Genomic DNA, 26,442 nt, shown 5'->3' with positions numbered 1-26,442 from the left:
GTATCGGCTTATCTGGCTTAACATAGTGTTAACCTTCTGCTTTAACTCTGGTTGAGAGCGACTTAACAAGCAACCCCTTTACCAATATTCACTTTTGCAAAGTGTGCGGTTTTTTTTACATAACTGTATGTTCTTATTGATGGTCTAAGTCGGTGCTCTGCTTCGTTTTTTCAATCTGGCCTGACAGGTGCTGAGCAATCAAGGGTATGTAAAATTATTGTTACACTGAATGAAATGTGCGATTCCACTCAGATGGTTCCATTGCGATCCCTAAAACGCCTACCCTTAAACGAGAAGGGACAGCTCCAGACTTATCTGTTGTTTATTCGCAGCTCAGCAATGCCTGAGCCGGAAAAACAGACCGTTGAGCTGATGATTGCCAAGGTAAGGCAGAGAGACATAGAAGGTTGTTTTATGGGCAAAGCGACAAAGTATGTATCGAAACAGCCGGATGAAAACGGCTTTATTCACTGGTCTGACGATGAGCACCAGATCTGGCACGATCTGGTGACAAGACAGCTTGGCTGCATTAAAGGCCGGGCCTGTGATGAATATATCCAAGGGCTGGAACTGCTGAATCTGCCTGTCGATCGCGTGCCGCAACTGGCGGAAGTGAATAAGGTGCTGATGAAAAGCACAGGTTGGCAGTGCGTTGAAGTGCCTGCGCTGATTAATTTCGACCGCTTCTTCAAATTGCTGGCCAATAAACAGTTTCCGGTGGCGACATTCCTGCGCAGCCGGGAGGAATTCGATTATCTGCAGGAACCTGACTTTTTTCATGAAGTGTTTGGCCACTGCGCCATGCTGACTAATCCGGCGTTTGCCGAATTTACCCACACCTATGGCCGTTTAGGCTTCGCTGCTTCCAAGGAAGAGCGGGTCTACCTAGCGCGTTTGTACTGGTTTACCGTCGAGTTTGGCCTGATGCGCCAGCAAGGTGAGCGCCGGATTTACGGTGGCGGCATTCTGTCATCACCGGGCGAAACCGAATATGCAATGACCAGTGATAAACCGATTTACAAAGTGTTTGATCCTGTTGATGTGTTACGCACGCCTTATCGTATCGACATCATGCAGCCGATTTATTTTGAGATTGATGGTATACAGCAACTGTTTGAGCTGGCACATCAAGACATCATGAGTATGGTTCATCAGGCCCAGTCTTTGGGTCTGCATGCACCTTTGTACCCACCGAAGAACAAGGAGCAAGTTGGGGAATATGTCTGATTTAACTGAATTGAAGTGTGAGGCCTGTCAAATTGACGCCCCTATGGTGACAGACCATGAAATGGCTGAGCTGATGAAAGCGATTCCAGAGTGGGAAGTGCTCAATGTAGAGGGTATCAAGCAACTGGAAAGGGCGTATAAGTTTAAGAATTTTAAGCTGGCCTGGACGTTTGCTAACCAGGTTGCAGAAATGGCCGAAGAAGAATTTCATCATCCCACCATCACACTTGAGTGGGGTAAAGCCACGGTAAACTGGTGGAGCCATTCAATCAAAGGGCTGCATAAAAACGACTTTATCTGCGCCGCGAAAACAGATCGTCTGTTTGAAAATTAAACGCTGAGTTTATCGACAGTACACATCATTCAGAAAAAAATACGTCTTAAGCGCTGGATTACCGGCGCTTTTTTTCGTTGGCTGCTCATGATGGCAAGCTTTTACAGTGTCAGGATTATTGACACTTTATTGTGCTTAACCTGAGTTCTGACTTTTATCTGACGTTGTCTGTGTGCCGATTTAACAGGCATCAAGGTCAGGTTTCGCAGATGCAAGCCCTGCTGCAGCCTTTAATATTCTTTACAGATCCGTGTTTTGCATTTCGCCTTGCAAAATGCGATGCAAGTCACAAAAATTTACACCTCCATCTCTGTACCGCCGCGTTCACTCGCAGCTATTACCCGGCACTCTATTTGCATGATAAAGATCACATTCTTGTCGTGGTTTTGAGATTTGACAGGAAGTGGACTACCTGCAAAGCACTGTGGCGTATCACGGATCGGTATGATCCGGACAATAACAGAAATGGGGGCGGCGCTATGTATGACGCAGAGATGAAGCTGAACCATCAGATTGTACAGTTTCTGGAGTATAAGCTTCAGACACTTCATGAAAATATCCGTGAAAACATTACTGAACCACCGGAGCTTTATACGGCGATGCTGGCGGTGCTGACGCAATATATGGCGGGGCTGAAGTCTATCACCTGCTTGCTGAATCATGGCTTTGTATCGCAGACGAGAGGGATTTTTCAAACCCTGGGTGAGGACTATGAAGACATTATATTTCTCAGCCTGCCGGCACTGCATGGCACTATGACCCATCTGCATTATGCCTATCTCAAACGTGTGGCCGGCGAGGAAGACTACGGCTATTACAGTCCGGTTTCCCGATGTGAAATCAGAAACCAAATCCGGGAAGCAAACGGTATTAATCACAATGTTTTTCAGCTTTACCCGAAACGCCAGGCGTTGCAGGTATTGCGTCCATTAGGCGATAAACCCTGTTCTGCTAATCTGGCCATAGAGTTACATCGTCACTTTGCCTATAAAGCGGTGTTACTGACGGTATTGACGGCGAAAGTGGCAGATGAACAGGAAGTAATGCGAGAATGCCTGAATTACCGTGCTCATCTTGAGATGGTAGATCCACAGGCAGTGGTGATGCCGCAGCCTAAATCTCAGCCGCGGCCGCAGACGGCGCCAGCACCAATCGCGAATGATATATCTTATGCAGCAATAAGATAACCGGCACACCCACTGCGCTGTACCCAAACACAAGGCAAGTGTGATAACGTCATGTGATGTAAGGAGCCATTGCGATAGCAATGGCTTTATCGGTTAAATGGACGAATGACAGGCATTGGGAACAGCATGGCAGAAAAGAAAGCATTAGATACCAAAATCATCACCGCCGGCCGCTCGAAAAAGTGGACTCAGCAATTAGTGAACCCTCCGGTCAGCCGCGCTTCCACCATAGTGTTTGATTCAGTTGAAGAGATGAAGCACGCCACCGCCAACAGGGCGAATAAAGCGCTTTTTTATGGCCGCCGCGGCACCAATACGCATTTCGCTTTTCAGGATGCCATGGTTGAGCTGGAAGGTGGTGTGGGTTGTGCGTTATACCCTTGCGGTACAGCTGCGATTTCTAATGCCATTCTGTCATTTGTCAAAACGGGCGATCATGTTCTGATGGTTGATGGCGCTTATGAGCCTACGCGGGATTTTTGTGACAAAGTGCTTGCGAAAATGGGCGTTGAAACCACCTATTATGACCCTATGATTGGCGAAGAAATCCGGGATTTAATCCGCCCGAATACCACAGTGTTGTTTTTAGAGTCGCCTTGTTCCATCACCATGGAAGTACAGGATGTCCCCACACTTGCACGTATTGCACATGAGCACGACATCGTTGTTATGCTGGATAATACCTGGGCTTCTCCTATCAATTTTCAGCCGTTTGAACATGGTGTTGATATCTCCATTCAGGCCGCGACTAAGTATATTGTCGGGCACTCGGATGTGATGTTAGGCACAGCAACGGCCAATGCGCGTTGCTGGGATCAGTTACGTGAACACAGCTATCTGATGGGACAGTGTACCTCTCCCGATGACGTGTATCTGGCGATGCGGGGGCTGCGTACTTTAGGCGTGCGTCTGCGTCAGCATCAGGAGAACAGCCTGAAAGTTGCCCGTTGGCTGGCAGAACGACCAGAAGTTGACCATGTTCGCCATCCGGCATTGCCGAGTTGTGAAGGGCATGAATTTTATCTTCGCGACTTTAAAGGTTGTAACGGATTGTTTTCCGTCGTGCTTAACCGGGGCAATACCGAAGCATTGACAGCATTACTTGATGGCATGGAACATTTCAGTATGGGTTACTCCTGGGGGGGCTTCGAAAGCCTGATCCTGGCCAGTGAAGATGTCAATAAACTGCGCACTGCGAAGAAGAAACACTTTGCGGGACCGATTTTACGGCTTCATATCGGACTAGAAGATTGCGATGACCTTATTCGGGATCTGGAAAAAGGATTCGAAAGGCTGAACGCTGTTCTTACGGCTGAGTAAGATACCCTCTGTTTCATGATAGCAGGCCACTTGATGTGGCCTTTTTTGTCTCTGGCTGATGATAAACACCAAACACATTTTAGGTAAGTTTCTGAAATAGGCTAGAATTTAGTCATACGGCCTGTTTGGGTCACTTGTGGCTGAATGATAAGGAGAAAGGCCATGAAAAAAGTATCGGCTTTATTGTTAGGGACATGGGTATTGGTGGGTTGTACCAGCATGGATTCAGAATACGGGGTAGGTGAGTACACACTATTTCCAAAGGCATATGTTAACGATGAACCTTATGACAGCATTTATCACTTTGGATTTAATCAGGGCTGTGAAAGTGCATTAAATTTGAAAGGTGTGGTTGATACTGAATATATGAAAGATATTGCTTTAAATAATTCAGATACCCGCTACAACGAAGGTTGGGATGACGGAAAAACGGCGTGTGATGATGGCCAGCGACGTCTCATGGAAAGTAGTCACATACTGGCTGGTGAACCTAAAGTTTCAGAGGCAAGTACTTATTAACTTTATGAGATGGAAAACAAGGCAACATCTCTCGGATTGTTTTCCGTCACAGGAGAGTAAAGTCATGATTTATATTCATTGTTGCCGTTATTAATTGTTAGTAATAAATTTATTACCTAAGTTTTTTGTTTGAGTGAAATATATATCTTACTGTTTGGTTAGATATGAGGCAAAAAAACAGACCTTTCGGTCTGTTTTAGAACGCATCGTGAATAATGTGGATAAGAAATAAACCTAGCCCAAGTTCTTCTTTTTGTTTTTCCACAATTCTGGTGCGTTTATGCCGCTAAGGGTTTACCCATTGAATGGACTTGTCCTTGGTGGAACAGCACCGGCACAACAATGTGTACTTCAGTCAGAATTAAGTAACTACTGTGTTCAGCTGGTGTAAGCAGCTCTACAACGACTTGTAAATTCTGATCAATTGCTTTCTGAAGCGCTCTTGTTGTGGATGATTTTCCTTTTTCGGCAAATGGACTAAATTTTCCATTTCGGGCATACACCCAAATGGTGAAAGAGTGTTCGTCTCTTTCAAGTTGCTCGATGAAATCAACGATGTGTTTCATTTCCAGTCCTTATTGTCGAGTCAATATTTTAATATCGACGCGACTATTATGAAATACCCTGAATGAAATTCAAATTCTTTGATGTGATTTATTTAATATTGTGACTTAAGCTATATTTTTGTGAAATTTTGTTGCCTTAATTTGTCATAGGTATGGAAAACGATATGTACAGTGTTTCTTATTCGGTATTCTTTAAGTGTATCTTGCTAAAAAATATCGTTTTTATTGATTTTTTAATAAAAGCATAATATTGAATAAAGAATGCGATACTTGAAGGTATAACGGTTATATTTCTAGTTGCTGTTTTAATCATATGTTTATTTTTATTGCCAAAAGGTATATTTGATGGTTGAGGAATTGAAGGTATGCGCGTGGGCAATGCATCAGCCTCTTGAACGGGAATACCATGATACTGAGTGGGGGCTGGTTGTAACTGATGACAAAATTTTGTTTGAATTCATCACGCTGGAAGGCGCTCAGGCTGGTCTCAGCTGGTATACCATACTAAAGCGTCGTGAGGCATACCGGCAGGCGTTTGCTGATTTTGATATTAAGCAATTAGCAGAATGGGGTGATGAAGAAGCGGAAGCGATCCTTACCGGGTATGACATTATTAAGCACAAAGGTAAGGTCAATTCCGTCTTTACCAATGCTAGCGCTGCGCTGGCGTTACAAAAAGAGTTTGGCAGTTTGTCGGCTGCACTGTGGCAGTTTGTTGATGGTGTGCCGATCAATAATCGCTGGGAGAGCATTGATCAGGTGCCTGCAAGTAGCGAGGAATCAAAAGCCATGAGTAAGTTCCTCAAAAAGCGAGGCTTCAAATTTGTCGGAGAAACCATTTGTTATGCTTTTATGCAAGCGGTAGGTATGGTGAATGACCATCTGGTTGACTGTTATTGTTACGAGCGCGCCGTCATGAGCCAGGGGACTGCAGCCAACACCAATACCAAGTAAACAAGCATGCAGTGTGTTATTACATTTTCATCGTCAATAAAATGACAGAACAAATCTTAGAGTGTTTGTGCGGAGTCAGCGGTAGGAATGAGTATGTCAGAGCCATCAGGCCAACATCATGTTAAGGGAAAAACCATTCGGACCGTGACCCTGGTGGGCGCGATTTTGAATGTTTTTCTGGCTGTTTTGAAGATTGGAATCGGTAAACTGGCGGGTAGTCAGGCACTGGTGGCCGATGGTGTACACAGCTTCTCTGATTTAATGACAGACGCAGTCATTTTGCTGGGTTCCCGCTACTGGATGGCACCTGCAGACAGCAATCATCCTTACGGCCATGGTAAATTTGAAACTCTGGCTAATGTGTTTATCGGTCTGATGCTGGCACTGGTCGGCATTGGTATTGGCTGGGACTCGATTGAAACGCTCAGTGACACAGCACCACCGGCACCCGGAATACTGGCATTTTATGCCGCTGTTGCGGCGATTGTGATTAAAGAACTTCTGTTTCGGTGGATAATGCATGAAGCAAAGCTGGTCCATAGTGCGGTTCTGAGGGCAAATGCCTGGCATCATCGCAGTGATGCGCTCAGCTCAGTGCCTGTCGCTGTCGCAGTGATTGCCAATGCCATTTTTCCTTCTCTGAAATATCTGGACCAAATTGCGGCATTACTGGTGACGGGTATGATTCTGAAAGCGGCATTCGAGATCATCTGGCCTGCTTTAAATGAACTGACAGACGCCCGAGGCAGTGAAGAAGTGGAAAAACGCTTGGTACACATGGCTGATGAAGACAAAGATATTCGTGAAATCCATGCGATCCGCAGCCGCCAGACCGGGGGAAGCTTGTTACTGGATTGCCATATTCTGGTGGATCCTGACATGTCGATTGAGAATGCCCATGCGATAAGCGAGCGGTTCAAGCAGAGAATTACCACTGAGATGGAGAATGTGATTGATGTGGTGATTCATATTGAACCTTATACCTGTGAAGAGAGACTGGTAAATCCTTGCTCGCTCGATGAACAACTTCATCAGCAGGCGAAGAAAACAAACCGCTGAGGGCGCAGCTCAATAAGCCTTTTGGTACTTTTTTATCCTTTCGTCTCATTTGTGATTCTCTTTTATTGAAGTGATCTCACTAGGCTTAAAATGAAAATACCGGATATGTGTGTTATCTAACTGACTGTATATTTAGATTTTTTGAACCTTCACAGCTGGTCGGTTGCTGACTGGCTAATGAGAGACCGGGGGATGTATGCCGCTTATTCGTATAAAATCATTACCCTTCGCGGGGGATGTTGATGTAAACGTCGCCTTAAGTATTTTATCCCAGGCCATTGCCGACGCCACCTTGATCCCCCAACAGCACATTATGATTGTGTGGGAATACATACCTGCGGGCCATTACGTTCATGGCGGGCAACTGGCTAATCAGCAACCATCAAATTCGCACCCTGTTCTTGTTGATATGGTTGCGCCTAATTTCAACACCGAAGCGCAAATTGCAGCCATGTTGGAGCTCATAGCCAGCAGCCTGTCACGTACCTTGCCGATTGCGCAGAACAACATTTTCATCAATTACACTCCGGCTTACAGTGATGGTGTGTATGACGATGGCCATGTGGTTGAATGGGAAAGTTAACCACACCTGTGCTATCGCTAAGGTGTCACTGACAGTCAGGCAAAACATTTTTTTGTCATGCCATGAAACACAGATAATTCGTGTGTAGAATGGGCTGATTTTTTATTAAAGTGAGCCGATCATGCTGCATATGATTTCTGCACTGCCACCTATGCTGGCGTTATTAATGGCGATTGTCTGTGAGGTGATCGCAACCTCTATGCTGCCTAAAACGCAGCAATTTACTCAACTTGTGCCCACCTTGGTTGTATTAACTGGGTATGGCGTTGCATTCTTTTTGCTTTCCGTGACGGTAAAAGTCGTTCCAATTGGTGTGGCCTACGCCATTTGGTGTGGGGCTGGAATTGTTCTGGTCGCACTGATCAGCTGGCTGTGGTATGGACAAAAACTGGATCTGTACGCTTTGCTCGGTATTGGAATGATCCTGGCCGGCACAGTCATCATCAATGTATTTTCCAAGTCCTTAGCACACTGATAGTCCAGTATTGCATTGCATTTGTTGCTAAGTGGTATCAATCTGCATGGCTGTCCGGACTGATAAACCTGATCAGCCACACAAAATCAAAAGAAAGAATAATAAAATTATCGCACTTTCCGGCAGTGGAAAGTGCGTAAATATGTATTCGATATGCAGTCGCCTGAAGCCGTTTTTCCAGCCCCTTTAAGACGGCTTGTGGTTGAATGTCGGCATGCCGCAGACAGTCTATGCTTTTAAAACAATGAATGGCAGACCGCATGGTTTTGCGTTCGTTTTGCACAGGGATCAAGTGAAAACGGCTGTCGCTTGAGGGGGGAGCTCACAGAGGGGTAAGTTGAGCCGGGCAATAGACGGTATGCCCTGTTTGGCCTGAACCCACTTCATTGCTATCTGACAAGCACCTGCAAAGCGCGGGCAAACCGGCTGTAAATGCAGCCTCTGTTTACCGGGGCTTTCACAGCACAAAACGGCACCAGAGCGATGAATAGCCATGCTGCAAATTGGTGATAATATCTAATTTATAACATTTGGTTAGACATTTATCTGGATCTTGTTGCTAATGTAAAAGCTTTGTTATCTTTAGCCCGAGATAAACTGAGATGGAAAGTCTATGAAAGCACGTGAAGCGAATTTTGACGGATTGGTAGGGCCTACGCACAACTACAGTGGTCTGTCGTATGGTAATGTTGCGTCTGCTAAAAATCAGGCAGCGCCATCTAATCCGAAACAAGCTGCCAAGCAAGGCCTGGACAAAATGAAGGCCCTGGCCGACATGGGTATGTTGCAGGGTGTGCTGGCACCGCAAGAGCGTCCAGACGTCCACACTCTGCGCCGCCTGGGTTTCACCGGCAGCGACAAATCAATTATTGAACAGGCTGCAAAACAAGCGCCTAAAGTGCTGGCTGCGTGTTGTTCAGCGTCCAGTATGTGGACCGCGAATGCAGCCACTGTGTCACCATCAGCGGATACTGCTGACGGCAAGATCCATTTTACACCGGCAAACCTGACCAATAAATTCCACCGCTCCATTGAACATGAAGTGACAGGTCGCATCTTGCGGAGCACCTTTGCCGACCCTGAATACTTTTCTCACCACTCGGCATTGCCTGCGGTAGAACATTTTGGTGATGAAGGTGCGGCGAACCATACGCGTTTCTGCAACGAATACGGTGAGCATGGCGTTGAGTTTTTCGTCTTTGGCCGTTACGCCTTCGATACCCGCCACCCGGCACCTAAAGTGTTCCCGGCCCGCCATACGTTCGAAGCGTGCGAAGCAGTTGCCCGTTTACATCAGCTGGATCCGGCAAAAGTGGTGATTGCGCAGCAAAATCCGGATGTGATTGATCAGGGGGTATTCCACAACGACGTAATCGCAGTGGGAAATAAGAATATCCTGTTCTGTCACCAGCAGGCATTTTTGGATCAGCAGGGCACTTACCGCTCTCTGAAAGAGAAAATGGGTGAAGGCTTCAATATTATTGAAGTGCCTACCAGCGCTGTGTCTGTCGATGATGCTGTAACCAGTTACCTGTTTAACTCTCAGCTGATCGAAACGCCTAACGGTGAAACTTTGCTGGTTCTGCCGGAAGAATGCCGCAAAAACGATAATGTCTGGCGCTATGTTGAACAGCTGATGGCAGAGCAACGTGGTATTGATCAGGTAAAAGTGTTTGATCTGAAGCAAAGCATGGCTAACGGCGGCGGCCCTGCATGTCTGCGTCTGCGTGTTGTGCTGAATGAGCAGGAAGTACGTGCAGTGAATCCTTCAACCCTGATGAATGATGGCTTATACAGCCGCCTGAATCAGTGGGTTGATAAGCATTATCGTGATCAGATGGTTGAGGCAGATCTGGCGGATCCTCAGTTACTGGATGAGTCCCGTGCTGCACTGGATGAACTGACTCAGATTCTGGCTTTGGGGTCGGTATACCCATTCCAGCGCTAAGCGTCAATTAAAGCGTTTTCTCCAAGCTAAAGCGGTATGCCCTCAAGGCTGCCGCTTTTTTCTTTTTTATCATTCGCTTAAATCTGACACCATCAGCGGTGTATCCCTCTATACTTGTCAGACAGAGTGATGCCATTCCGACTATTTCCTGGTCATTCTTCGCTATCGCGATGTTGCCTTTTGATGCCGGGACGGTATGAAATTCACACAGTCAGCTAACTTTAAAGCACTTAAAATGCGAATAACTATCATTTGTGATATTTTGTTTTCAGACCCTGCAATTAGGAAGACAGAGAATGAAAGAGTTGATAACACGCTGGTTAGAAAGAGATCCCGATCCTGCCACCCGGGACGAACTGCAGAACCTGATTGATGCCGGTAATGAACAGGAACTGACCGAGCGTTTCTCTGGTCGTCTCGCGTTTGGTACCGCGGGTTTAAGGGGCATAGTGGGTGCAGGCCCCAACCGGATGAACAGGCTGGTTATTCAGGAAACGGCTACCGGGTTGGGCCAGTATTTACAGCAAACCGTGCCTCAGGCGAAATCGAAAGGTGTGGTTATTGGTTATGATGGCCGGCCAGATTCAAAAACCTTTGCCCATGATGCCGCATCAGTATTAACGGCGCAGGGCATCAAGGTATACCTGACGGTTACGGTCGCGGCGACCCCGCTGGTGGCTTACGGTGTTATAGCCTTAAAGGCGGCCGCAGGTATTGTCGTGACAGCGAGTCATAACCCGCCTGCATACAACGGGTTTAAAGTGTACTGGAGCAATGGGGCACAGATCATTCCCCCTCATGATAAAGGGATTGCTGCAGCCATTGACCAAGCGGCGATTGAACCGCTTGAACTGATGGATCTCAATGAAGCCCAGAATCAGGGTTTACTGGTTTGGCTGGATGATGAATTTTATAGCGATTACAGAGAATCCATTAGACAAAGTGCCTTACTGCAAAATTATGCCAAACCCGATGCGATCAGCATTGCTTACACTGCGATGCATGGTGTGGGTGCACAAATGGCAGAGACTTTGCTGGCCGACGCCGGATTTACCAAAGTGTACAGTGTCGCCGCGCAGCGAGAACCGGACGGAACCTTCCCCACGGTGAATTTTCCTAATCCTGAAGAGCCGGGCGCCATGGATCTGGTGATTGCGGAAGCGGAGAAACACCAGGCGATTCTGGCATGCGCTAACGACCCGGATGCCGACCGTTTTGCGGTGGCGGTTCGCACCCCTGAAGGCCAGTATAAAATGCTGACCGGCGATCAGGTCGGTGTCTTGCTGGGGCATTATTTGCTGACCAGAGCGAACCCTGAAACCAGCCTTGTCGGCACCACGATTGTCTCTTCCAGCCTGTTGCAAAAAGTAGCGTCGCGTGTCGGTGCTGAATACTACCAGACACTCACTGGTTTCAAATGGCTGACAAATATTGCGATGGAGAAGCAGCGTGAAGACAGTTGTTTCCTGTTTGCGTATGAAGAAGCGCTCGGCTATACCGTGGGTAATATGGTGTGGGATAAAGACGGTTTATCTGCCATGCTGGCGTTTGCACAAATGACGGCAGAGCTGGTTGCGCAAGGCCGCACCGTATGGGATCAATTGGAGTCGATTTATCGTGAGCACGGCCTGTATCTTAATTCACAGGTCAGTATTGGTTTGTCACCGAACTCTCCGCCTATCGGTGATGCCCTGCGTCAGCAACCGCCTGAGGAAATTGCCGGGCGAAAAGTGGTGCGTATTGATGATCTGAAATCCTCTACACGCTATAAGGCCGATGGCTCCGTTGAGACGATCGATCTGCCCGCCAGCGATGTGCTGATTTATTTCCTGGAAGATGATTCCAGAGTCGTCGTGCGACCATCAGGCACAGAACCCAAGCTGAAATGCTACTATGAGGTGGTTGAAGTCATTGATCAGATTGACACTCTGGAGCATGCCTATCAGCGCGCGCAAAGCAGTATGGACGAGCTGGTACAACGTCATCAGAACAGTTTGACGGGTATGACCAACAGGTAATTGTTCACCGCTGTCTGAATAGAATAACGCCAGCTTTGCCGCTGGCGTTTTTATTGATATCCGTGGCCATATACGATGGGACGCTGATTGCTGCTTACGCCAATGGCTGGACTGGCAGGTTATGAATCTGAGTCGTGTCCGCTCAGGCTGGCATAACGGTGCAGCAGTTCTGTCAGTGACTGAATCCAGCCGAAGGTATCTGACGGCGCGTTCTTCAGCAGCTTCTCAACTTCCTGGCAATGTTGCTCCAGAGTGACGACTTCTTCCATCTGGAAAGCCATGGCATAAAAATGCCACAGCAGCAGCCGCGTCATTCTCTCGGTATTTTGTTTCGCCTGTTCAGATCCGGAAAAGGCGGAAGACACTTCCCCTAAGGCTATCGCCGACATTCTGAGCATGGCGTCAAACTGGGCAGCACGCAGGCGTTCCGCGTTCTGGGTTTCCTCCGGCTCAAAGGTGAACAATTCTTCCATGACATCCTCAGGGACCATACGGCTGAGGATACGCTGGCTAAACTCTTCCAGTTCGTGGCGGGGCATAGTGAGCAGACAGTTTAATGTGTAATCCCGTTGCATTGCTCTCTTTCTCCGGTAAGGCTGCAATTCTGAATGGCCCGTATTTTGCGTGATGATGTGAAGAATTACTACCGCTGTCATTCAGTTACAGCCGCAAAGCCCTTTGCACATGCGGCCTGGCGCCATTTAGTTGACACAGGATTGACAAAAAATGAGCAAAATTTAGCTATCGTGCATGCCTCGAAGTAATCAAATTATGCTGAGTGTGCATATTCAGCAGTTAGCGAAGATGAAGGTAATGACAGAGTCTGAACAACAATCTGCCCATACTTCAGCCCGATATTTGCCGGGTAAGAATTCTGATGGGGGCGAACCACCACGCCGCAGTAAGTGGAAAATTCTGCTTGCCCTAATTCTGGTTGGCAGCCTGGTTGCCATAGGTGGGCTGGGCTGGACGCTCAATAAACAGATAGCAGATAAATTTGCCGGCCAGCTTTGGCAGCTACCGTCTGTGGTATATGCCCGCGAGCTGGTACTGGAGCCCGGGGCACAAGTGCGGTACGAAGATTTGGTGAAGGAGCTTAAAGCCCTTAACTACCGCAAAGTCAGCAAGCCGACCCGGGTAGGGGAGTACAGCACCAGCCGTCTGAAAGTGGAATTCATTCGCCGCCCATTCCAGTCACGCAGTGGCTCACAGCAAGCGCGCCATGTGATTGCTGAATTTAATTACGGCTCGGTCAAACGTGTTGTGGATGCGAATACGCACCGTGAATACGGTATTTTTTCTGTTGAGCCGCAAATGCTGGGTATGCTGGAAACCGATTCCAATGAGTTGCGTTTGTATAAACCGAAATCAGAGCTGCCTTCTACGCTGATTGATGCACTGCTCGCAACAGAAGACCGTGATTTTTATACCCATGACGGTGTGTCTGTGGTTGCTATCGGACGCGCGTTTCTGGCGAACATGAAAGCGGGACGAACCGTGCAGGGCGGCAGTACGCTAACTCAGCAGTTGGCGAAAAACCTGTTTTTATCGAGTGAGCGCAGCTTGTGGCGTAAGTTCAAAGAAGCTTATATGGCGTTAATCATTGATTATCGCTACAACAAAGATGAAATCCTCGATGCATACCTGAATCAGGTGTATCTGGCCCAAAGCGGCTCGGATGCAGTGCACGGTTTTGCTCTGGGGGCCCGTTTTTACTTTGGGTTGCCGCTGTCTGAACTGCGTATTGATCAGCAGGCTCTGTTGGTCGGCATGGTGAAAGGGCCGTCCTACTATAATCCCTGGCGTTATCCGGAACGTGCGAAAGAGCGGCGGGATCTGGTGCTCAGCCTGCTGCACGATACTCAAAAGATTGATGAAGAGACGTATAAAAAAGCCATCAAGCAAGATTTAGACTTACAGCCAAAAGGGCATGTTGCCGGCAGACAGCCAGCATTCTTTAGTTTATTGAAGCAAGAGCTGAACAAACGTGTCAGTCAGGGTTATAAACCGGGCCTGGGGTTACGCGTTTATACCACTCTGGATCCTATTTCGCAGGCCAGTGCTGAGAGTGTGGTACGGGCAAAAATGGAAGCGCTCAAAAAACAGCACGGCAAACAGCTTGAAACCGCTGTGGTCGTTGCTGATCGCCAGACTGGTGAAATCCGCGCCATGGTCGGTGGTAGCCGTCCTGAATTTGACGGCTTCAACCGCGCACTTGATGCCCGCCGTCAGATTGGTTCAGTGGTGAAACCGGCGGTTTATTTGTCGGCGTTGGCGCGACCGGAGCGATTCACTCTGGCCAGCAATCTGGATGACAAGCCGCTGACGCTTACCGATGAAAAGGGAAAAACCTGGTCTCCGCGTAATTATGATCGCCAGTTTCGTGGTGAAGTACCTTTGGTCCAGGCCCTGGCACGTTCCTACAACATACCCACAGTGAACCTGGGGATGTCTGTTGGCTTAGATAACGTGGTGGATACCCTGGTTGATCTTGGCGTTGATCGAGGTCAGATCCCTCAGGTACCGGCAATCTTACTGGGCGCCTTTACGCTGTCTCCTTATGAAGTGACGCAAATGTATCAGACCATTGCCAATGAAGGTCGCCGAAGCGAACTGACAGCCCTGAGTGCCGTTACTGATCGCGATGGTGAGATGATTTATCAGGCATTGCCAACGGCGAAGCAGGTGGTCTCGAAGCAATCTGCCTGGCTGACCATGTATGCAATGCAGAAAGTGGTCTCTGAAGGCACAGCCCGTTATCTGGACTCTATCCTGCCGTCATTGAAGCTGGCCGGAAAAACCGGTACGTCTGATGAAGGCCGCGATTCCTGGTATGTCGGCGTTGATGGCCGTGAAGTTGTGACAGTGTGGATGGGCAGAGATGACAATAAAAATGTCAAGCTGACGGGGTCGTCAGGCCCGCTGCGCCTGTATGCCGATTACATACAGCGTCGTGATCCTGAACCGGTCAGGCTGCAGGAACCTGAGAATATTACGGATGTTGCTTATCAGGTGAATCAGCAAGGCGGTCTGACGCAGGCCTGTATCGGTCAGGTTGAATTGCCTGTCTGGGACAAAGACGGCCGTCAGTCTCAAGGCTGTGAAAATAAAGTGTCTACCATTATCCGTTCAATTTTTAATTGGTAGCAGTGACTGGAAATCATCAGCGGGTCGGTTACAATGCCGACCCGTTTTTTTATCTGAAGACTAATCTTTATGCGGCTTCTCAAGTGTACGGTTCATCCTGATATCTCTGATTTAACTGGTTCGATGTTTTACCGTGAAGCAGCCAGAGCCATTATTCTGGATGGCGACAATATTCTGATGCTGTACACCGCAAGGTATCACGACTACACCCTCCCCGGGGGCGGTATTGATGAAGGGGAAGATATTGAGGCCGGGTTGATTCGCGAGCTGCAGGAGGAAACCGGCGCCCGCAATATTCGTGATATTGTCCCTTTTGGACTCTATGAAGAATATCGGCCCTGGTACAAACCTGAGTTTGATATCATGCATATGAAATCATTTTGCTTCACTTGTCGCATCGACAGTCAGTTAGGCGAAACGCAATTGGAAGCGTATGAAATCCAGAATGGCATGAAACCTGTCTGGATGAATATCCATGATGCGATTGCTCATAATGAAGAAACCCTGGCAAACAGTGAGAAAAAAGGGTTGTCTGTGGAGCGTGAGTTATTTTTGCTTAAATGCATCCGCAATGAGCTGCTGAGTGTGACTGAGAAAGCCTGACGCTGTTGTCATTCTAAAGTAAATAATTGATTGCATTGAGTAAGTCAAAAAGTGAATTCACTCGACAAATGGTAACTTCACAGTTTTTTTACACGCGAATTGGACGAAAACTGCCTATTATTATATCCAAGTAACCTTATTTCTGGAGATAGTTATGGCTTTATCAGTTCGCAACATTATTTTTACCGCTCTGGCGGTATTTCCTCTCTGTGCATCAGCAACCTGGAAGCTGGATAACAGCCAGTCACAATTGCGATTCCTGTCGGTGAAAAATAACAGCGTTATTGAACAACATGCTTTCAAAGAGCTGGAAGGCTCTATCACTGATAAGGGAGAGGTGCAGGTGATGCTGGACTTATCCAGTGTGGACACACAAATCCCAATCCGTGATGAACGTATGAAATCGATGCTGTTTAAGGTGTCGGACTTCCCCAAAGCAATGCTGGAAGGCGAGGTTGACGTTACCGGTCTGGAGGATCTGAAACCAGGAGAAACACTCACTCAGCAAGTGTCTCTTAAGCTCAATCTTCATGGTGCTATTAATCCGGTCAATGCAGATTTGCGAATTACACGTCTGGTTGACGGCACGCTGATGGTAAGCAGCCAGAGTCCGATTATCATTGACGCTAAAGCATTTGGCCTGGAAAAGGGAATTACTGCGTTACAGGAAGTCGCGAATTTGAATGGAATATTGCCAAGTGTCCCGGTCTTTGTGAATCTGGCGTTTGTGCCTGAGTCATAACCCTCTGAATTATTTTGACCTTGGCGGTCACGCTCATTATGCTCTTGCCATATTCACAGTGAATACAGGGAGTGGTTATGAAGAGCGTGACTGTCAATGGTAAGCCAGTTCAACCGGGGAAAGTGGTCTGCATAGGTAGAAATTATGCTGCCCACATCGAAGAGCTAGGCAATGAGATGCCCGAAGAAATGGTCATTTTCATGAAGCCTAACACTGCGATTGGCGATGAATTACACGCAACCCATGGTGGTGAAGTGCTGCATTATGAAGCCGAGATCGCGTATCTCTATCATGATGGCCGGTTTAGCGCAGCCGCTCTTGGGTTGGATCTTACCAAGCGTGATCTGCAGTCTGCACTGAAAGACAAAGGGTTGCCGTGGGAGCGCAGTAAGGTATTCGAAGGAGCGGCACTGTTCAGTGATTTTGTCGCTTTGCCTGATTCAGATTCCCCGCTTGGGTTAACACTGCGTATAGATGGCACCCTGGTTCAGAAAGGCGACACAACATTCATGCTTTACCCACCGGAAGTTATCCTGGCAGAAGTGCAAAAGGTCATTCCGCTTGAGGATGGCGACGTGGTCATGACAGGTACACCTAAAGGGGTTGGTCAGGTGAAAACCGGGCAAGAATTTCTGGGTGCATTAACCTGTCATAAGGAAGAACTGGTCAGTATTGGCTGGAAAGCAAAGGACTGACACTTAACTTCTAACACTTAATTTCATTGGCGATAAGTTAATACAAAGCGGAAAGCGGTAAGTATCAATGTTTGAGAAACGTGATTTGGTCAAACTGGCCAATATGAAAATGCCATTTGGCAAGTACAGCGGCCGGGTACTTATCGATTTACCTGAACCATACCTGTTATGGTTTGCTAAGCAGGGTTTTCCGGATGGTGAGCTTGGTCGATTGCTGGCAATAACGCTTGAAATGAAAATTGAGGGCTTAGAAGAGGTTATCAGGCCATTGAAAGGCTTTAGTTTTGACTCTCAACACTGAACAAGATCGAAAATTAACAGGGAGCCGTCGGGCTCCCTGCTGTGTCTACTTACTCAAAAAGGCATAGCCGGCCACAAACGCATTTTCCTGAAACTGGCGCAGTCCTGTGCCACGGAAATCTACTGACAACGGATTTCTTTTCAGCTTTTCCTTGATATCAGCGTTGCTAAGAAAAGTGACATCCAGATCGTCAATCAGCTGAATAGCGGTTTCCATTTTGAAGCTTTCAGCACTTCCCGCATGCTTGCCACGCGTTTCGCGGGTTTTAATGACGATGTGCTCCACCTGATAGTCTTCGACCAGTTTTTTGAAGCTTTTCTGAAATTGACGCATCTGTTGGTTGTCAAAGGCATCGCTAAGCACCAGTTTCTGCGATCGGCAGTCAGGAATTGAAAACATCCCTTGTTTCAGTGACAGCAGACAAAGGTTAGCTTCTTTCCCTTTCAGCTCAACGGCAAAAATTTTCATGGTATATCTCGAATAGTGACTATGGCGGTTATTGTAAGCCAAGATAAGACTGACTGTCAGTGATAATCACTGCTGGGCGGCGTTTTTTAACGGGTTTTTCTGCGCAGCTCTGGGGACAATGTGAGAAAGGAGAATGTATTTAACATTTTTTAAACAATATTTTCTGGTTCAGTCTATCTGCGCTTATACTTTTCATATCAAGCTGTTGACTGTGATTAAGGGATATAAGATGAGATTCAGACTTACGCCCCCTTTAGTGTTTTTAATTACCCTGGCTGCCATGTACTTGCTGGCCCAATATTTTCCGGTATGGCGCTTTAGTTTCCCCGGTAAGATTTTATTAGAATGGGTGTTCAGTTTATTGGCTGTCGGTTTCGGGTTGGCCGGTATCATGGCATTTGCCCGTGCTAAGACGGCAATAAATCCACGAAAAACAACACGACTGGTGACTTCTGGTGTTTACCGAATATCAAGAAATCCGATTTACCTGGGGTTGCTGTTGTTACTGGTGGCGGTTTTTCTTAATCTGTCAGCCATTTCCAGTCTGATCATGATTCCTGTATTTGCCATTTACATGAATTATGTGCAGATAGCGGCAGAGGAAAGGGTACTAAAACACGCATTTGGTAAGCAGTATCAGGAGTATTGCCAACATGTCAGGCGTTGGTGCTGATAAGGCATCTGGCGATAAAACAGGGAGCGATGCGCTCCCTGTTTTGACTCTGGTGATTAGCAATCCGCAATGGAGTGCTTAGGCTTTAGCGGCTGGCCGGCAAAGCGAATACCGCGCCACCCATATTTCATGAATGTCCGTATATTCATATGATCTGTGCCATCAGGGTTATTCAGCACAGCATCAAAATAGTGGTGTCCGAAGCAGGCTAGCGTTTCCTGTTCAGAGAGTTTGTGCTGCTGGGCAAAGGCGAAAATACGGCACGAACCTTCATTGCTGCCCGCTTCGTTGGCAAGCGTTTCGTTGCCCAGACCATTGCTGAATGCCGTCGGTCTGTAGTCGTAGTGCTGATCAATGACACTCAGAACGTTGTCAAACGCAACGCTCGTGGGTGATTCCTTGATAGTTTTGAGCAGCGTATCCATGCTGTTCTCCTGCTTTAGTTATATTGGGGAAAACGGGGGGAAGCCCCGTATCAGCTCTGCATATCCGGCATTATGTGCCGGATATGCATAAGCTATTAGTGAATTCAGGTTAAATGTTGCCTTGCTTAACGCTTACCTGATTTTTTGGATTGATGTCTTAGCGCGTCGTCCAGCTCTTCCGGGTAGAGGATAATGCCTTCCTGCTCCAGGTTCGGAAACACGACAATCGCCAGTTCGTCGTCTTCCAGTCCGGGTGTCCAGCGGCTATGCCATTTATTGATTGAAATCGATTCAGGCTTGCATTCGGCCCAATCTCCCGTCGCCCAGGCTTGTGCGAACTCCTGATTTGGCCAAATTGGCACACAGTCTTCATCCTCGCTGTTTAACATGACACAGCCGTGCTCGTCGGTCAGAATCCAGATCTGCCCCTGACTTGTCACTTCTTTCAGCAGGTATTGACATCTTTTTTCCGCATCGTACTGCAAAATAGTGTCAATTTGTTCGGTGGATAAAGGGGTGGTGGACATAGTTGGATCCTGTTTTCGGATGTTGATTATTATGATCTGTTGACTTGGCGGAACTATTGGCACATTTAGAACAACGGCACTATAGATCGCCCAGATTCTACTGCTCTAAGCATAGTGGAAAGCGAGATGGGAAGAAAGGGGGAAGGCCAGGCGAAAAAAATGCCAGCTGAAGCTGGCATTTCTGATGAGAAGCCTGAGTTATTTCAGGGTATAAGGTATCCGGACTGTCAATTGGAAATCAGGGGCATCAGCCGTTAACCCTGCTGCCGCACCTACGTTTATGGTGGTTTCTCTGTTCACGGCATAGTTGGCACCGAAAGAAATAGTATCCAGTTGCAGCAACTTAGCATCGTCAGGATATCCGCCGTTCACTTTCGATTTCAGTATGGTTTTGTGGTTCAGACCAATGCTGAATGAGAATTTGGGGTTGACGGCAAAACCCATACCTGCACCCAATGAAATGGTGTCCCCCAAGTCAATGGTATTGACTTGCGTACTTGGGGCTTCATCCGTAGCAGGAATTTGTATACTGACATCATCTTTAATGTTCCAGATATAGCTGGCATTAAGAAACAGCACGGCAGGGTCAAGTGGCATGATCATAGTGACGCCCGGTTCTATGCTTGGAAAGCCTGAACCTGTAGGCAACTCTTTAAAATCATTGGTGCTATCGATAGGCACTTCATAGGGTGAGCTCCCTGTCGTACTTTTGAAGCGAAGGCTGCCTATCCAGTAGGGAGCTTCGAGCATATTGAACTGGTACTTGAACGCTGCTTCTATATCACCCAGGTCGTTACCTTCAACTGTCTTCGTGGTAGGGCTGTTGGACGGGCCATTAATATCCCGTTCTGAGATGGAATCGTTACGGTAGACCCAGGGAATTCTGGCTTCGACTTCTAACCGGTTGGTGATCCCGTAACGCCCGGTGAGGCCAAAGGTCATAGTCGTTCTGTCAATATCACTGGCCCGTATCAGGCCAACAATGAGTGATGGAAGCACGGTATAACCTACCACCGAAACGGTATTGGAGGAGTTCTGGGTATAGGTTAAGGAAGAATCAAGGACGAACGACCCTTTCGGTGTCAGTACCCCAGGTCTTTCCAGGATGTCTGTAACTGTCTGAACCTGACGCGATTTTTGTTGGGTTGTTGTAGATTCCTCTGCAGCAACCGTGGTTGAAAAGATCGCTATCAGCGCTATAAGGCTGTGTGTGTTAAACTTTCTCACGATATCCTCACTTTGTTCGCAAAGGTCACCCCAAAAAATGGCAGTCAGTTGCACTGACTTGTCATAAGAATAGTCAAGCATTCCATAAAAAGTGATCAATAAAAGGTTATTTTTGTCTTACTTCTGCATCCTGATAAAAACAGTATTAATCTCAATACAATTATTAGTAATGAGAATGGTGAATCCATTCTTAGAAATAAGTACGCTCAGGCATGGTAAATAAAGGAATACGTGTGGTTTTTATTGCCATCGTTTTTATTAAAAATAATACAAACTAAAAAGTGGCGAAAACTAGTATTAAGTTATCTCTCGTGACAACACGGGGGAGCAATAAAATAAAAACTCAACATATTTGGAGTCTTAATCATGCGTAAATCTAATCTCGCGCTGTTAGTAGCAGTAGTAGTTGCATCTCCACTGGCCCTGGCCTATCCCCAAGCACCAAGCTACGGTGGTGGTGGTTACGGTGGTCATAATGGTGGTTATGATGATAACGATTCATCCATCGTTGATTCATATAATGATGACATCACTAAGACAGCTACGCTGACTTATGATAGCGATAAAACCATTACAGACAGCTTTAACGAAGACAATGATCACCTGATCATGAAAGATATCAACAACGATAAAAGCTTCAAGTACACAGATAACAGTGACAATAGCAAGAAGTTCCACTTCGAGAGTAACTTTAAGCACACTGAAACCTGGAAAATCGATGTTGATGAAAACTTCTACATGGCGAAATCTGACCTGAAAGGTGAAGTCATTGGTAATGACGTCACATACGGCGGTGCTTGCTGCGATGATAAAGACTGGGGACATGGTGGCGGCTACGGTAACCGCGGTTACGGTAATGGCGGCAACCACGGTGGCGGCGATGCAGGCTCACTGACTGTGACCCATATCAATGACATGACAGGTGCCTTTGCCGGTGCTTCAGGTATCAGCCTGGCGGGTCAAAACGCAGGTAACAACTCGCTGGTTCAACAAAGTGCTAGCACTAACGCTGTACTTCTGGGCCAATAACACATTAGCTGAGGGGTGTCAGAGGCAACTCTCAGGAGGACGTCATGAGATATTTAACGCTGACCGTAGCTGTACTGCTATCTTGGGGTGCAGTTGCTGATGAGTTGGATATTCTAACAACTTCCGATACGTTGAGTGATAGTTCAATGTATGAGACTCGGGGTGGGCAGTACGAGCTCAACATTGACTACATGCAGGCAGATTCGGATATGTACGGTGATGTCGTAGGTAATGGCGCGTATGGTAATACAACTGGTAATAACGTAATTGATGGCGGAGCCTTCAGCGGATCATCAGGGGTATTCAACGTAGTCCAAAACACCGGTAATAATGTGTTAATTCAGAATGCGACCGTGGTTAACCTGACATTGAAGTAACACTGTTAGTGTATCTAAGCCGGATTATTTAATCCGGGAATAAAACTAAATGTTAAATTACTAGTAATTGATATTTGGTTTCGCAGGGCTAACATCATTGCTTCAACATCTATAACATTTACCCAGCATGAGATTTATTTAAATCTCATGCGTTATGGGGAACATAATTGGAGTAACATCATGCGTAAATCAAACGTGTTGTTATTAGCAGCGATTATTGCATCGCCTATGGCGTTTGCAAATGGCTATCCAGATGCAGATAATATTGAAGGAAGCTTCAATGATACTGTTGATAAAACATTGACTGTTGATGTAAGCAAATCTAAAGAAATCGATTATTCATTTAATGAAGACAATGATTTTCTTTACATGAAGGACATCGGTAACGATAAATCCAAAACCATTAAAGATAACAGCGACAATTCCTGGGTTGTGAAGAAAGTGTCTGATGTGGAAATCGACAAAACTTTCAAAAAATCATACAGCATGGATAAAGTACTCGCTGAATCAGAAATTGATGGCGAAGTGATTAAAAACGAAGTGACCTATGGCGGCGCTTGCTGTGACGGTAAAGCCGGTACTGTTGATGTTGAACACTTCAACACCATGGCGAACTCGTTTGGTGACGCGTCTGGTATCAGCATTGCTGGTCAGAACGCAGGTAATAACTCTATGGTTCAGCAATCTACCAGCACCAACGCTACACTGTCTGGCTCTGCTAGTTACTAACCAAATCGGGCCGTCGCAAGGCGGCCCTTTCATTGTTTTTATCTATGGAATATTTCAATCATCTTGAGAATCTCCGATAGGTAAGAATGATTTCCTGCCTGACGACAATAAGAGCGGCGTCGGGTTAATAACAATAAAGGGTGTAGTGATGAAAATAAAACTGGCAACCCTGGCACTGGCAGGATTAATGGTCAGCACAACGGTGAGTGCGCTGGACTATTTCCCAAGCCGAGGCGCATACAACGTAAAAGTGCAAAGTTATCAGGAGAAACTCTTTGGTGATGTCATGCGCCAGCAGTACGACTTTAGTTGTGGCTCAGCGGCGGTGGCTTCACTGATGACTTATCACTACGGTATCGATACCAGTGAAAATACGGTATTCAAGTCGATGTTTGCAAATGGTGATCCTGAAAAAATAGAGAAGCAGGGATTTTCCATGTTCGATATGAAGAACTATATGCAGTCTGTAGGCCTGGATGCCAATGGTTATCGCCTGCCGCTGGAAAAATTTAAAACACTTGGGGTGCCCGCTATTACCATCGTCAATTTTGATGGCTACATGCACTTCGTGGTGATTAAAGGTATCAACAGTGAACAGATTATATTGGGCGATCCGTCACGTGGCACTATGGTGATGAAGCTCAGTGAATTTAAACCTTATTATCGCGGCTCGGTGTTACTGGTAAAAAACAAAGTAAAAGAGGGACGCGAAAGTTTTATCACCCAGGAAAACTACAGTGTGTACAACCCTTCACCAGTATCTGATGCTGTCGCAAGGGACTCGCTGTCAACGTTCAGTATTACATTGCCGGGTTCAAACGATTACTAAAAGGCAGAGGCTAGTATGAACAAGCTATCTTACTATGTTATAGCAGCCACCCTGGGAGGTGCTGCTGTCATGGCAAATACTTCCGCGAACGCATTCACCAAGCCATCGAGTTTGTTGGTATTGAATGACTCGGGCATGATCGCCATGACACAATCGGAAATGTCTGCAATCCGAGGTGGTTTCTCGGCAGAAGGCTCGCTGATAAGTATCGGGCTGAGTATCATCACCGCCCTGAATGGCGAAGAGATTTTACGCTCTCATATTGCCAATTTCACTATCAGCAACGGGATGCTCACCACCACTGCAGGCTCTGCTTACTCAAGTGGCGAAATGCTCACTTTGAAGCAGGTGGGGGATAACAACTCTTTTGAACGACCCAGCTTATTACCCAACAGTATCATGCAGGTGGTGCAAAACAGTCTGGATGGCAGCAATATTCGTATTGAGAGAAACATAGACATTGATGCTGATATTAATGGATATATCCAGAATAGTGTACTGAAAAGTCGACTCGAGAATGCGATTTTGCATACAGGATATTGATAGTACTTTTCTTGTAATTTTCTTTGCTAATGTCAAGGTACAGCCGGCTGCTGTACCTTTTTTGTATGCAGTTTTGTCCAGCCAGGTATACGATCGTAAAAAGTTCCAGAATTGCCTCGAATCTTAAACTGCTGAATATTGGCTGATTATGTTGTGAAAAGGCGCTTCTTGAGACAATTCTTATTATTGATACCACGCGTAACAGAGGTTTCTTGCCTATATTTTCAATGAACATTAATAATAAATGTGCATTGAAATGAAGGTGACTTCTGATGGTAGGTCAATGTCAAAATAAAGCACCAAATGGCAGACTAGTGGCAATAGGATGTAACTACGAGCCTTGGATAGCGCTACTCGAACAGTCAGGTTGGAAAACTCAGTGCTGTTACGACTTAAGAACGGTTGATTCAATCCTGGAAGAATTCAGCCCATGTATTTGTATCGTTGATTTAAGCAATAATGATTTTAGCTTAAACAGCATATCTTTGAGGGCAAATAAAACCAAACAAGTGAGATGGATTGCTTTGATTAAAAAAGAGCAATTGAAAACAGATGCAATATGTCAGTTTATTAATAACTTTTGTGTCGACTATTTCACTGTACCCGTACCAGGCAGCCATCTGCTGGACACCGTTGGTCATCAGCTTGGCATGCTGGATATTGAATCCAGTTCCTGGCACGAGATTACCACCCAGCATGAAATGGGTTTGTTTGGTGAGTCAAAAACAATCAAACAATTACGTGACATGGTTCGTCGTGTGGCGTTAACAGAAGTTAACGTGTTTCTTACCGGGGAGAATGGCACGGGCAAAGAGCTGATAGCCAAATCGATCCATAACCTGTCTAAACGCAAACATGCCCCCTTTGTGACGATTAACTGTGGGGCACTCAGCAAAGATGATGAAAAGCTGAACTTCCTGAAGCATGTATCCAGGTTTGATGAGGAAGGTGCAGTTTTTAACGGCACCATCATGCTGGATAATGTGGAAGAGTTAACCAAAGAGTTCCAGGAATTGCTCTTGTCTTTTATTCAGGCACCCGGCAGTGATTCTCTGGACGGCGATTCAGCCTGCGATGTTCGCATTATTGCGGCAACCAGTGCAGATCTGGACGCCTTGGTGGCTAAAGGGGAATTCAGTAAAGAATTGTTCTATCGTCTGAATGTTTTCCACATAAAAGTACCGACTTTGCGTGAGCGTGGTTCTGATATTTTCTTGCTAGCAGAAACCTTTCTGCAGAAGTTTGCCAAGGAATACAGCACCATGGCATCGAGTTTCTCGGAAGACTCCAAGCAACTCTTGCTGCGCTACAGTTGGCCGGGCAATGTCCGTGAGCTGATTAACCAGGTCAAACGGGCAGCATTGCTGGCGGAGGGGAACGAAGTAAGGGCTGAGCATTTTGATTTGCCCAGTAAGGCAAATTTCAAGCAAAGCCTGCGTAATATTAAGGATGAAGCAGAAAAAGACGTGCTGGTGGCGGTACTGGAAACACATCGGGGTCAGGTTGCTTCGGCGGCTAAAGATTTGGGTGTGTCGCGTGCCACCATGTACCGGCTACTGAATAAGCACAATATTGTACCTGATGTACGCCACTATAACTCGTCGTTTATGCGTGAATAATCGTGAGCAGGAAACAAACACCCCGCACCAATGTGCGGGGTGTTTGTTTATATGCGGTTTAAACGAGATGAATTTTTTAGTGGGACAACAGAATGATTTCGTTGTGCTCATCTGAATCTGTATTGGTATAGACACACTCAGGCTGGTCAACCATAAGCTCATCCATGGTTGGCACAACGAGTGTCGCCAGGTTGATACTGTCCATTTGTGTTCCTTACTGCTTATCGTTTACTACTAAACATGGTTTCTGTCTCTGTCTGCCAGAAACACTATGTGTTTGAGATGACATTAACATGACAATGCGGAGATGTGCAGAGC

The 26,442-nt window shown here is 46.6% G+C and carries 30 protein-coding genes; 23 read left to right on the top strand and 7 right to left on the bottom strand.

The window, feature by feature from the left end; all coding sequences use genetic code 11:
* The first annotated feature begins 414 nt into the window (after positions 1–414).
* From phhA to D6M16_RS12865, 5 genes are all read left to right on the top strand, one after another.
* Positions 415–1,227, top strand: coding sequence for a phenylalanine 4-monooxygenase (gene phhA / locus D6M16_RS12885; protein ID WP_120513166.1), 813 nt, complete (start codon positions 415–417; stop codon positions 1,225–1,227).
* Positions 1,220–1,561 carry a 4a-hydroxytetrahydrobiopterin dehydratase gene (locus D6M16_RS12880; protein WP_120512280.1) on the top strand — a complete coding sequence of 114 codons (342 nt, stop codon included), beginning with the start codon at positions 1,220–1,222 and terminating at the stop codon, positions 1,559–1,561. Before phhA ends, D6M16_RS12880 begins: the two co-directional genes overlap by 8 nt.
* A gap of 479 nt (positions 1,562–2,040) precedes the next feature.
* A complete protein-coding gene (locus tag D6M16_RS12875; RefSeq protein WP_162941023.1) occupies positions 2,041–2,748 on the top strand; it encodes a hypothetical protein in 708 nt (235 codons plus the stop codon).
* Between the two features lie 126 nt (positions 2,749–2,874).
* Positions 2,875–4,068 carry a cystathionine beta-lyase gene (locus D6M16_RS12870; RefSeq protein WP_120513165.1) on the top strand — a complete coding sequence of 398 codons (1,194 nt, stop codon included), beginning with the start codon at positions 2,875–2,877 and terminating at the stop codon, positions 4,066–4,068.
* 162 nt (positions 4,069–4,230) lie between these two features.
* Positions 4,231–4,587 (top strand): hypothetical protein, encoded by a 357-nt coding sequence (locus D6M16_RS12865; protein WP_120512278.1) that lies wholly within the window; start codon positions 4,231–4,233, stop codon positions 4,585–4,587.
* Between the two features lie 278 nt (positions 4,588–4,865).
* Here D6M16_RS12865 and D6M16_RS12860 read toward each other — a convergent pair whose 3' ends face one another.
* A complete protein-coding gene (locus tag D6M16_RS12860) occupies positions 4,866–5,153 on the bottom strand; it encodes a hypothetical protein (protein WP_120512277.1) in 288 nt (95 codons plus the stop codon).
* A 345-nt stretch (positions 5,154–5,498) separates the two neighbouring features.
* Between D6M16_RS12860 and D6M16_RS12855 the strand changes: the two genes are divergently transcribed.
* From D6M16_RS12855 to D6M16_RS12825, 6 genes are all read left to right on the top strand, one after another.
* Entirely contained in the window at positions 5,499–6,107 is a 609-nt protein-coding gene (locus D6M16_RS12855) for a DNA-3-methyladenine glycosylase I (RefSeq protein ID WP_120512276.1), read from the top strand.
* 93 nt (positions 6,108–6,200) lie between these two features.
* A complete protein-coding gene (locus D6M16_RS12850) occupies positions 6,201–7,166 on the top strand; it encodes a cation diffusion facilitator family transporter (RefSeq protein ID WP_120512275.1) in 966 nt (321 codons plus the stop codon).
* Positions 7,167–7,362: 196 nt separating this feature from the next.
* Complete coding sequence (locus D6M16_RS12845; protein ID WP_120512274.1) at positions 7,363–7,749, top strand: hypothetical protein; 387 nt, start codon at positions 7,363–7,365, stop codon at positions 7,747–7,749.
* A 130-nt stretch (positions 7,750–7,879) separates the two neighbouring features.
* Positions 7,880–8,224: a DMT family transporter gene (locus tag D6M16_RS12840; protein ID WP_120513164.1), complete on the top strand. Its 345-nt coding sequence runs from the start codon at positions 7,880–7,882 to the stop codon at positions 8,222–8,224.
* Positions 8,225–8,837: 613 nt separating this feature from the next.
* Positions 8,838–10,172, top strand: a complete 1,335-nt coding sequence (gene astB, locus D6M16_RS12830; protein WP_120512272.1) for an N-succinylarginine dihydrolase — start codon at positions 8,838–8,840, stop codon at positions 10,170–10,172.
* A gap of 296 nt (positions 10,173–10,468) precedes the next feature.
* On the top strand, positions 10,469–12,190 hold the full coding sequence (locus tag D6M16_RS12825; protein ID WP_120512271.1) for a phospho-sugar mutase: 1,722 nt from the start codon (positions 10,469–10,471) through the stop codon (positions 12,188–12,190).
* Between the two features lie 119 nt (positions 12,191–12,309).
* Here D6M16_RS12825 and D6M16_RS12820 read toward each other — a convergent pair whose 3' ends face one another.
* The gene (locus D6M16_RS12820) at positions 12,310–12,765 is read right to left on the bottom strand and encodes an exoribonuclease R (protein ID WP_120512270.1); all 456 of its coding nucleotides are present in this window, start codon (positions 12,763–12,765) and stop codon (positions 12,310–12,312) included.
* A 229-nt stretch (positions 12,766–12,994) separates the two neighbouring features.
* Between D6M16_RS12820 and mrcB the strand changes: the two genes are divergently transcribed.
* From mrcB to D6M16_RS12795, 5 genes are all read left to right on the top strand, one after another.
* Positions 12,995–15,337 (top strand): penicillin-binding protein 1B, encoded by a 2,343-nt coding sequence (gene mrcB, locus D6M16_RS12815; RefSeq protein ID WP_420812254.1) that lies wholly within the window; start codon positions 12,995–12,997, stop codon positions 15,335–15,337.
* A gap of 69 nt (positions 15,338–15,406) precedes the next feature.
* On the top strand, positions 15,407–15,940 hold the full coding sequence (locus D6M16_RS12810) for an NUDIX hydrolase (RefSeq protein ID WP_120512269.1): 534 nt from the start codon (positions 15,407–15,409) through the stop codon (positions 15,938–15,940).
* Between the two features lie 154 nt (positions 15,941–16,094).
* Positions 16,095–16,682, top strand: a complete 588-nt coding sequence (locus tag D6M16_RS12805; protein WP_120512268.1) for a YceI family protein — start codon at positions 16,095–16,097, stop codon at positions 16,680–16,682.
* Positions 16,683–16,759: 77 nt separating this feature from the next.
* Entirely contained in the window at positions 16,760–17,377 is a 618-nt protein-coding gene (locus D6M16_RS12800) for a fumarylacetoacetate hydrolase family protein (protein WP_120512267.1), read from the top strand.
* Positions 17,378–17,444: 67 nt separating this feature from the next.
* On the top strand, positions 17,445–17,678 hold the full coding sequence (locus D6M16_RS12795; RefSeq protein ID WP_120512266.1) for a DUF3820 family protein: 234 nt from the start codon (positions 17,445–17,447) through the stop codon (positions 17,676–17,678).
* Between the two features lie 45 nt (positions 17,679–17,723).
* On the opposite strand, the gene D6M16_RS12790 is transcribed toward D6M16_RS12795, so the two are convergent.
* Positions 17,724–18,146, bottom strand: coding sequence for a DUF3010 family protein (locus D6M16_RS12790; RefSeq protein ID WP_120512265.1), 423 nt, complete (start codon positions 18,144–18,146; stop codon positions 17,724–17,726).
* Positions 18,147–18,375: 229 nt separating this feature from the next.
* Between D6M16_RS12790 and D6M16_RS12785 the strand changes: the two genes are divergently transcribed.
* Positions 18,376–18,819: a methyltransferase family protein gene (locus tag D6M16_RS12785; protein ID WP_162941022.1), complete on the top strand. Its 444-nt coding sequence runs from the start codon at positions 18,376–18,378 to the stop codon at positions 18,817–18,819.
* 56 nt (positions 18,820–18,875) lie between these two features.
* On the opposite strand, the gene D6M16_RS12780 is transcribed toward D6M16_RS12785, so the two are convergent.
* From D6M16_RS12780 to D6M16_RS12770, 3 genes are all read right to left on the bottom strand, one after another.
* Positions 18,876–19,244 (bottom strand): HopJ type III effector protein, encoded by a 369-nt coding sequence (locus tag D6M16_RS12780; protein ID WP_120512263.1) that lies wholly within the window; start codon positions 19,242–19,244, stop codon positions 18,876–18,878.
* 125 nt (positions 19,245–19,369) lie between these two features.
* Positions 19,370–19,771, bottom strand: coding sequence for a DUF2750 domain-containing protein (locus tag D6M16_RS12775; protein ID WP_120512262.1), 402 nt, complete (start codon positions 19,769–19,771; stop codon positions 19,370–19,372).
* A 198-nt stretch (positions 19,772–19,969) separates the two neighbouring features.
* Positions 19,970–20,998, bottom strand: a complete 1,029-nt coding sequence (locus tag D6M16_RS12770) for a transporter (RefSeq protein WP_120513162.1) — start codon at positions 20,996–20,998, stop codon at positions 19,970–19,972.
* Positions 20,999–21,364: 366 nt separating this feature from the next.
* Between D6M16_RS12770 and D6M16_RS12765 the strand changes: the two genes are divergently transcribed.
* The 6 genes from D6M16_RS12765 to D6M16_RS12740 all read left to right on the top strand — a co-directional run bounded on the left by D6M16_RS12765 (position 21,365) and on the right by D6M16_RS12740 (position 26,124).
* Positions 21,365–22,027 carry a hypothetical protein gene (locus D6M16_RS12765; protein WP_120512261.1) on the top strand — a complete coding sequence of 221 codons (663 nt, stop codon included), beginning with the start codon at positions 21,365–21,367 and terminating at the stop codon, positions 22,025–22,027.
* A 44-nt stretch (positions 22,028–22,071) separates the two neighbouring features.
* Positions 22,072–22,404 (top strand): hypothetical protein, encoded by a 333-nt coding sequence (locus D6M16_RS12760; RefSeq protein WP_046219929.1) that lies wholly within the window; start codon positions 22,072–22,074, stop codon positions 22,402–22,404.
* Between the two features lie 180 nt (positions 22,405–22,584).
* The gene (locus tag D6M16_RS12755) at positions 22,585–23,133 is read left to right on the top strand and encodes a hypothetical protein (protein WP_120512260.1); all 549 of its coding nucleotides are present in this window, start codon (positions 22,585–22,587) and stop codon (positions 23,131–23,133) included.
* A gap of 148 nt (positions 23,134–23,281) precedes the next feature.
* Positions 23,282–23,962: a C39 family peptidase gene (locus tag D6M16_RS12750; protein ID WP_205576890.1), complete on the top strand. Its 681-nt coding sequence runs from the start codon at positions 23,282–23,284 to the stop codon at positions 23,960–23,962.
* A gap of 69 nt (positions 23,963–24,031) precedes the next feature.
* Complete coding sequence (locus D6M16_RS12745; RefSeq protein WP_205576889.1) at positions 24,032–24,505, top strand: hypothetical protein; 474 nt, start codon at positions 24,032–24,034, stop codon at positions 24,503–24,505.
* Between the two features lie 272 nt (positions 24,506–24,777).
* A complete protein-coding gene (locus D6M16_RS12740) occupies positions 24,778–26,124 on the top strand; it encodes a VpsR-related response regulator (RefSeq protein WP_120512258.1) in 1,347 nt (448 codons plus the stop codon).
* Positions 26,125–26,200: 76 nt separating this feature from the next.
* Here D6M16_RS12740 and D6M16_RS22600 read toward each other — a convergent pair whose 3' ends face one another.
* Positions 26,201–26,329: a hypothetical protein gene (locus tag D6M16_RS22600; protein WP_255558089.1), complete on the bottom strand. Its 129-nt coding sequence runs from the start codon at positions 26,327–26,329 to the stop codon at positions 26,201–26,203.
* Between the last annotated feature and the right edge of the window lie 113 nt (positions 26,330–26,442).

The sequence above is a fragment of the Photobacterium salinisoli genome, from assembly GCF_003614885.1.
GTDB lineage: Bacteria > Pseudomonadota > Gammaproteobacteria > Enterobacterales > Vibrionaceae > Photobacterium > Photobacterium salinisoli.
Note: the sequence above shows the minus strand (reverse complement) of the source record. Positions and strands in the feature narration are given on the sequence as shown.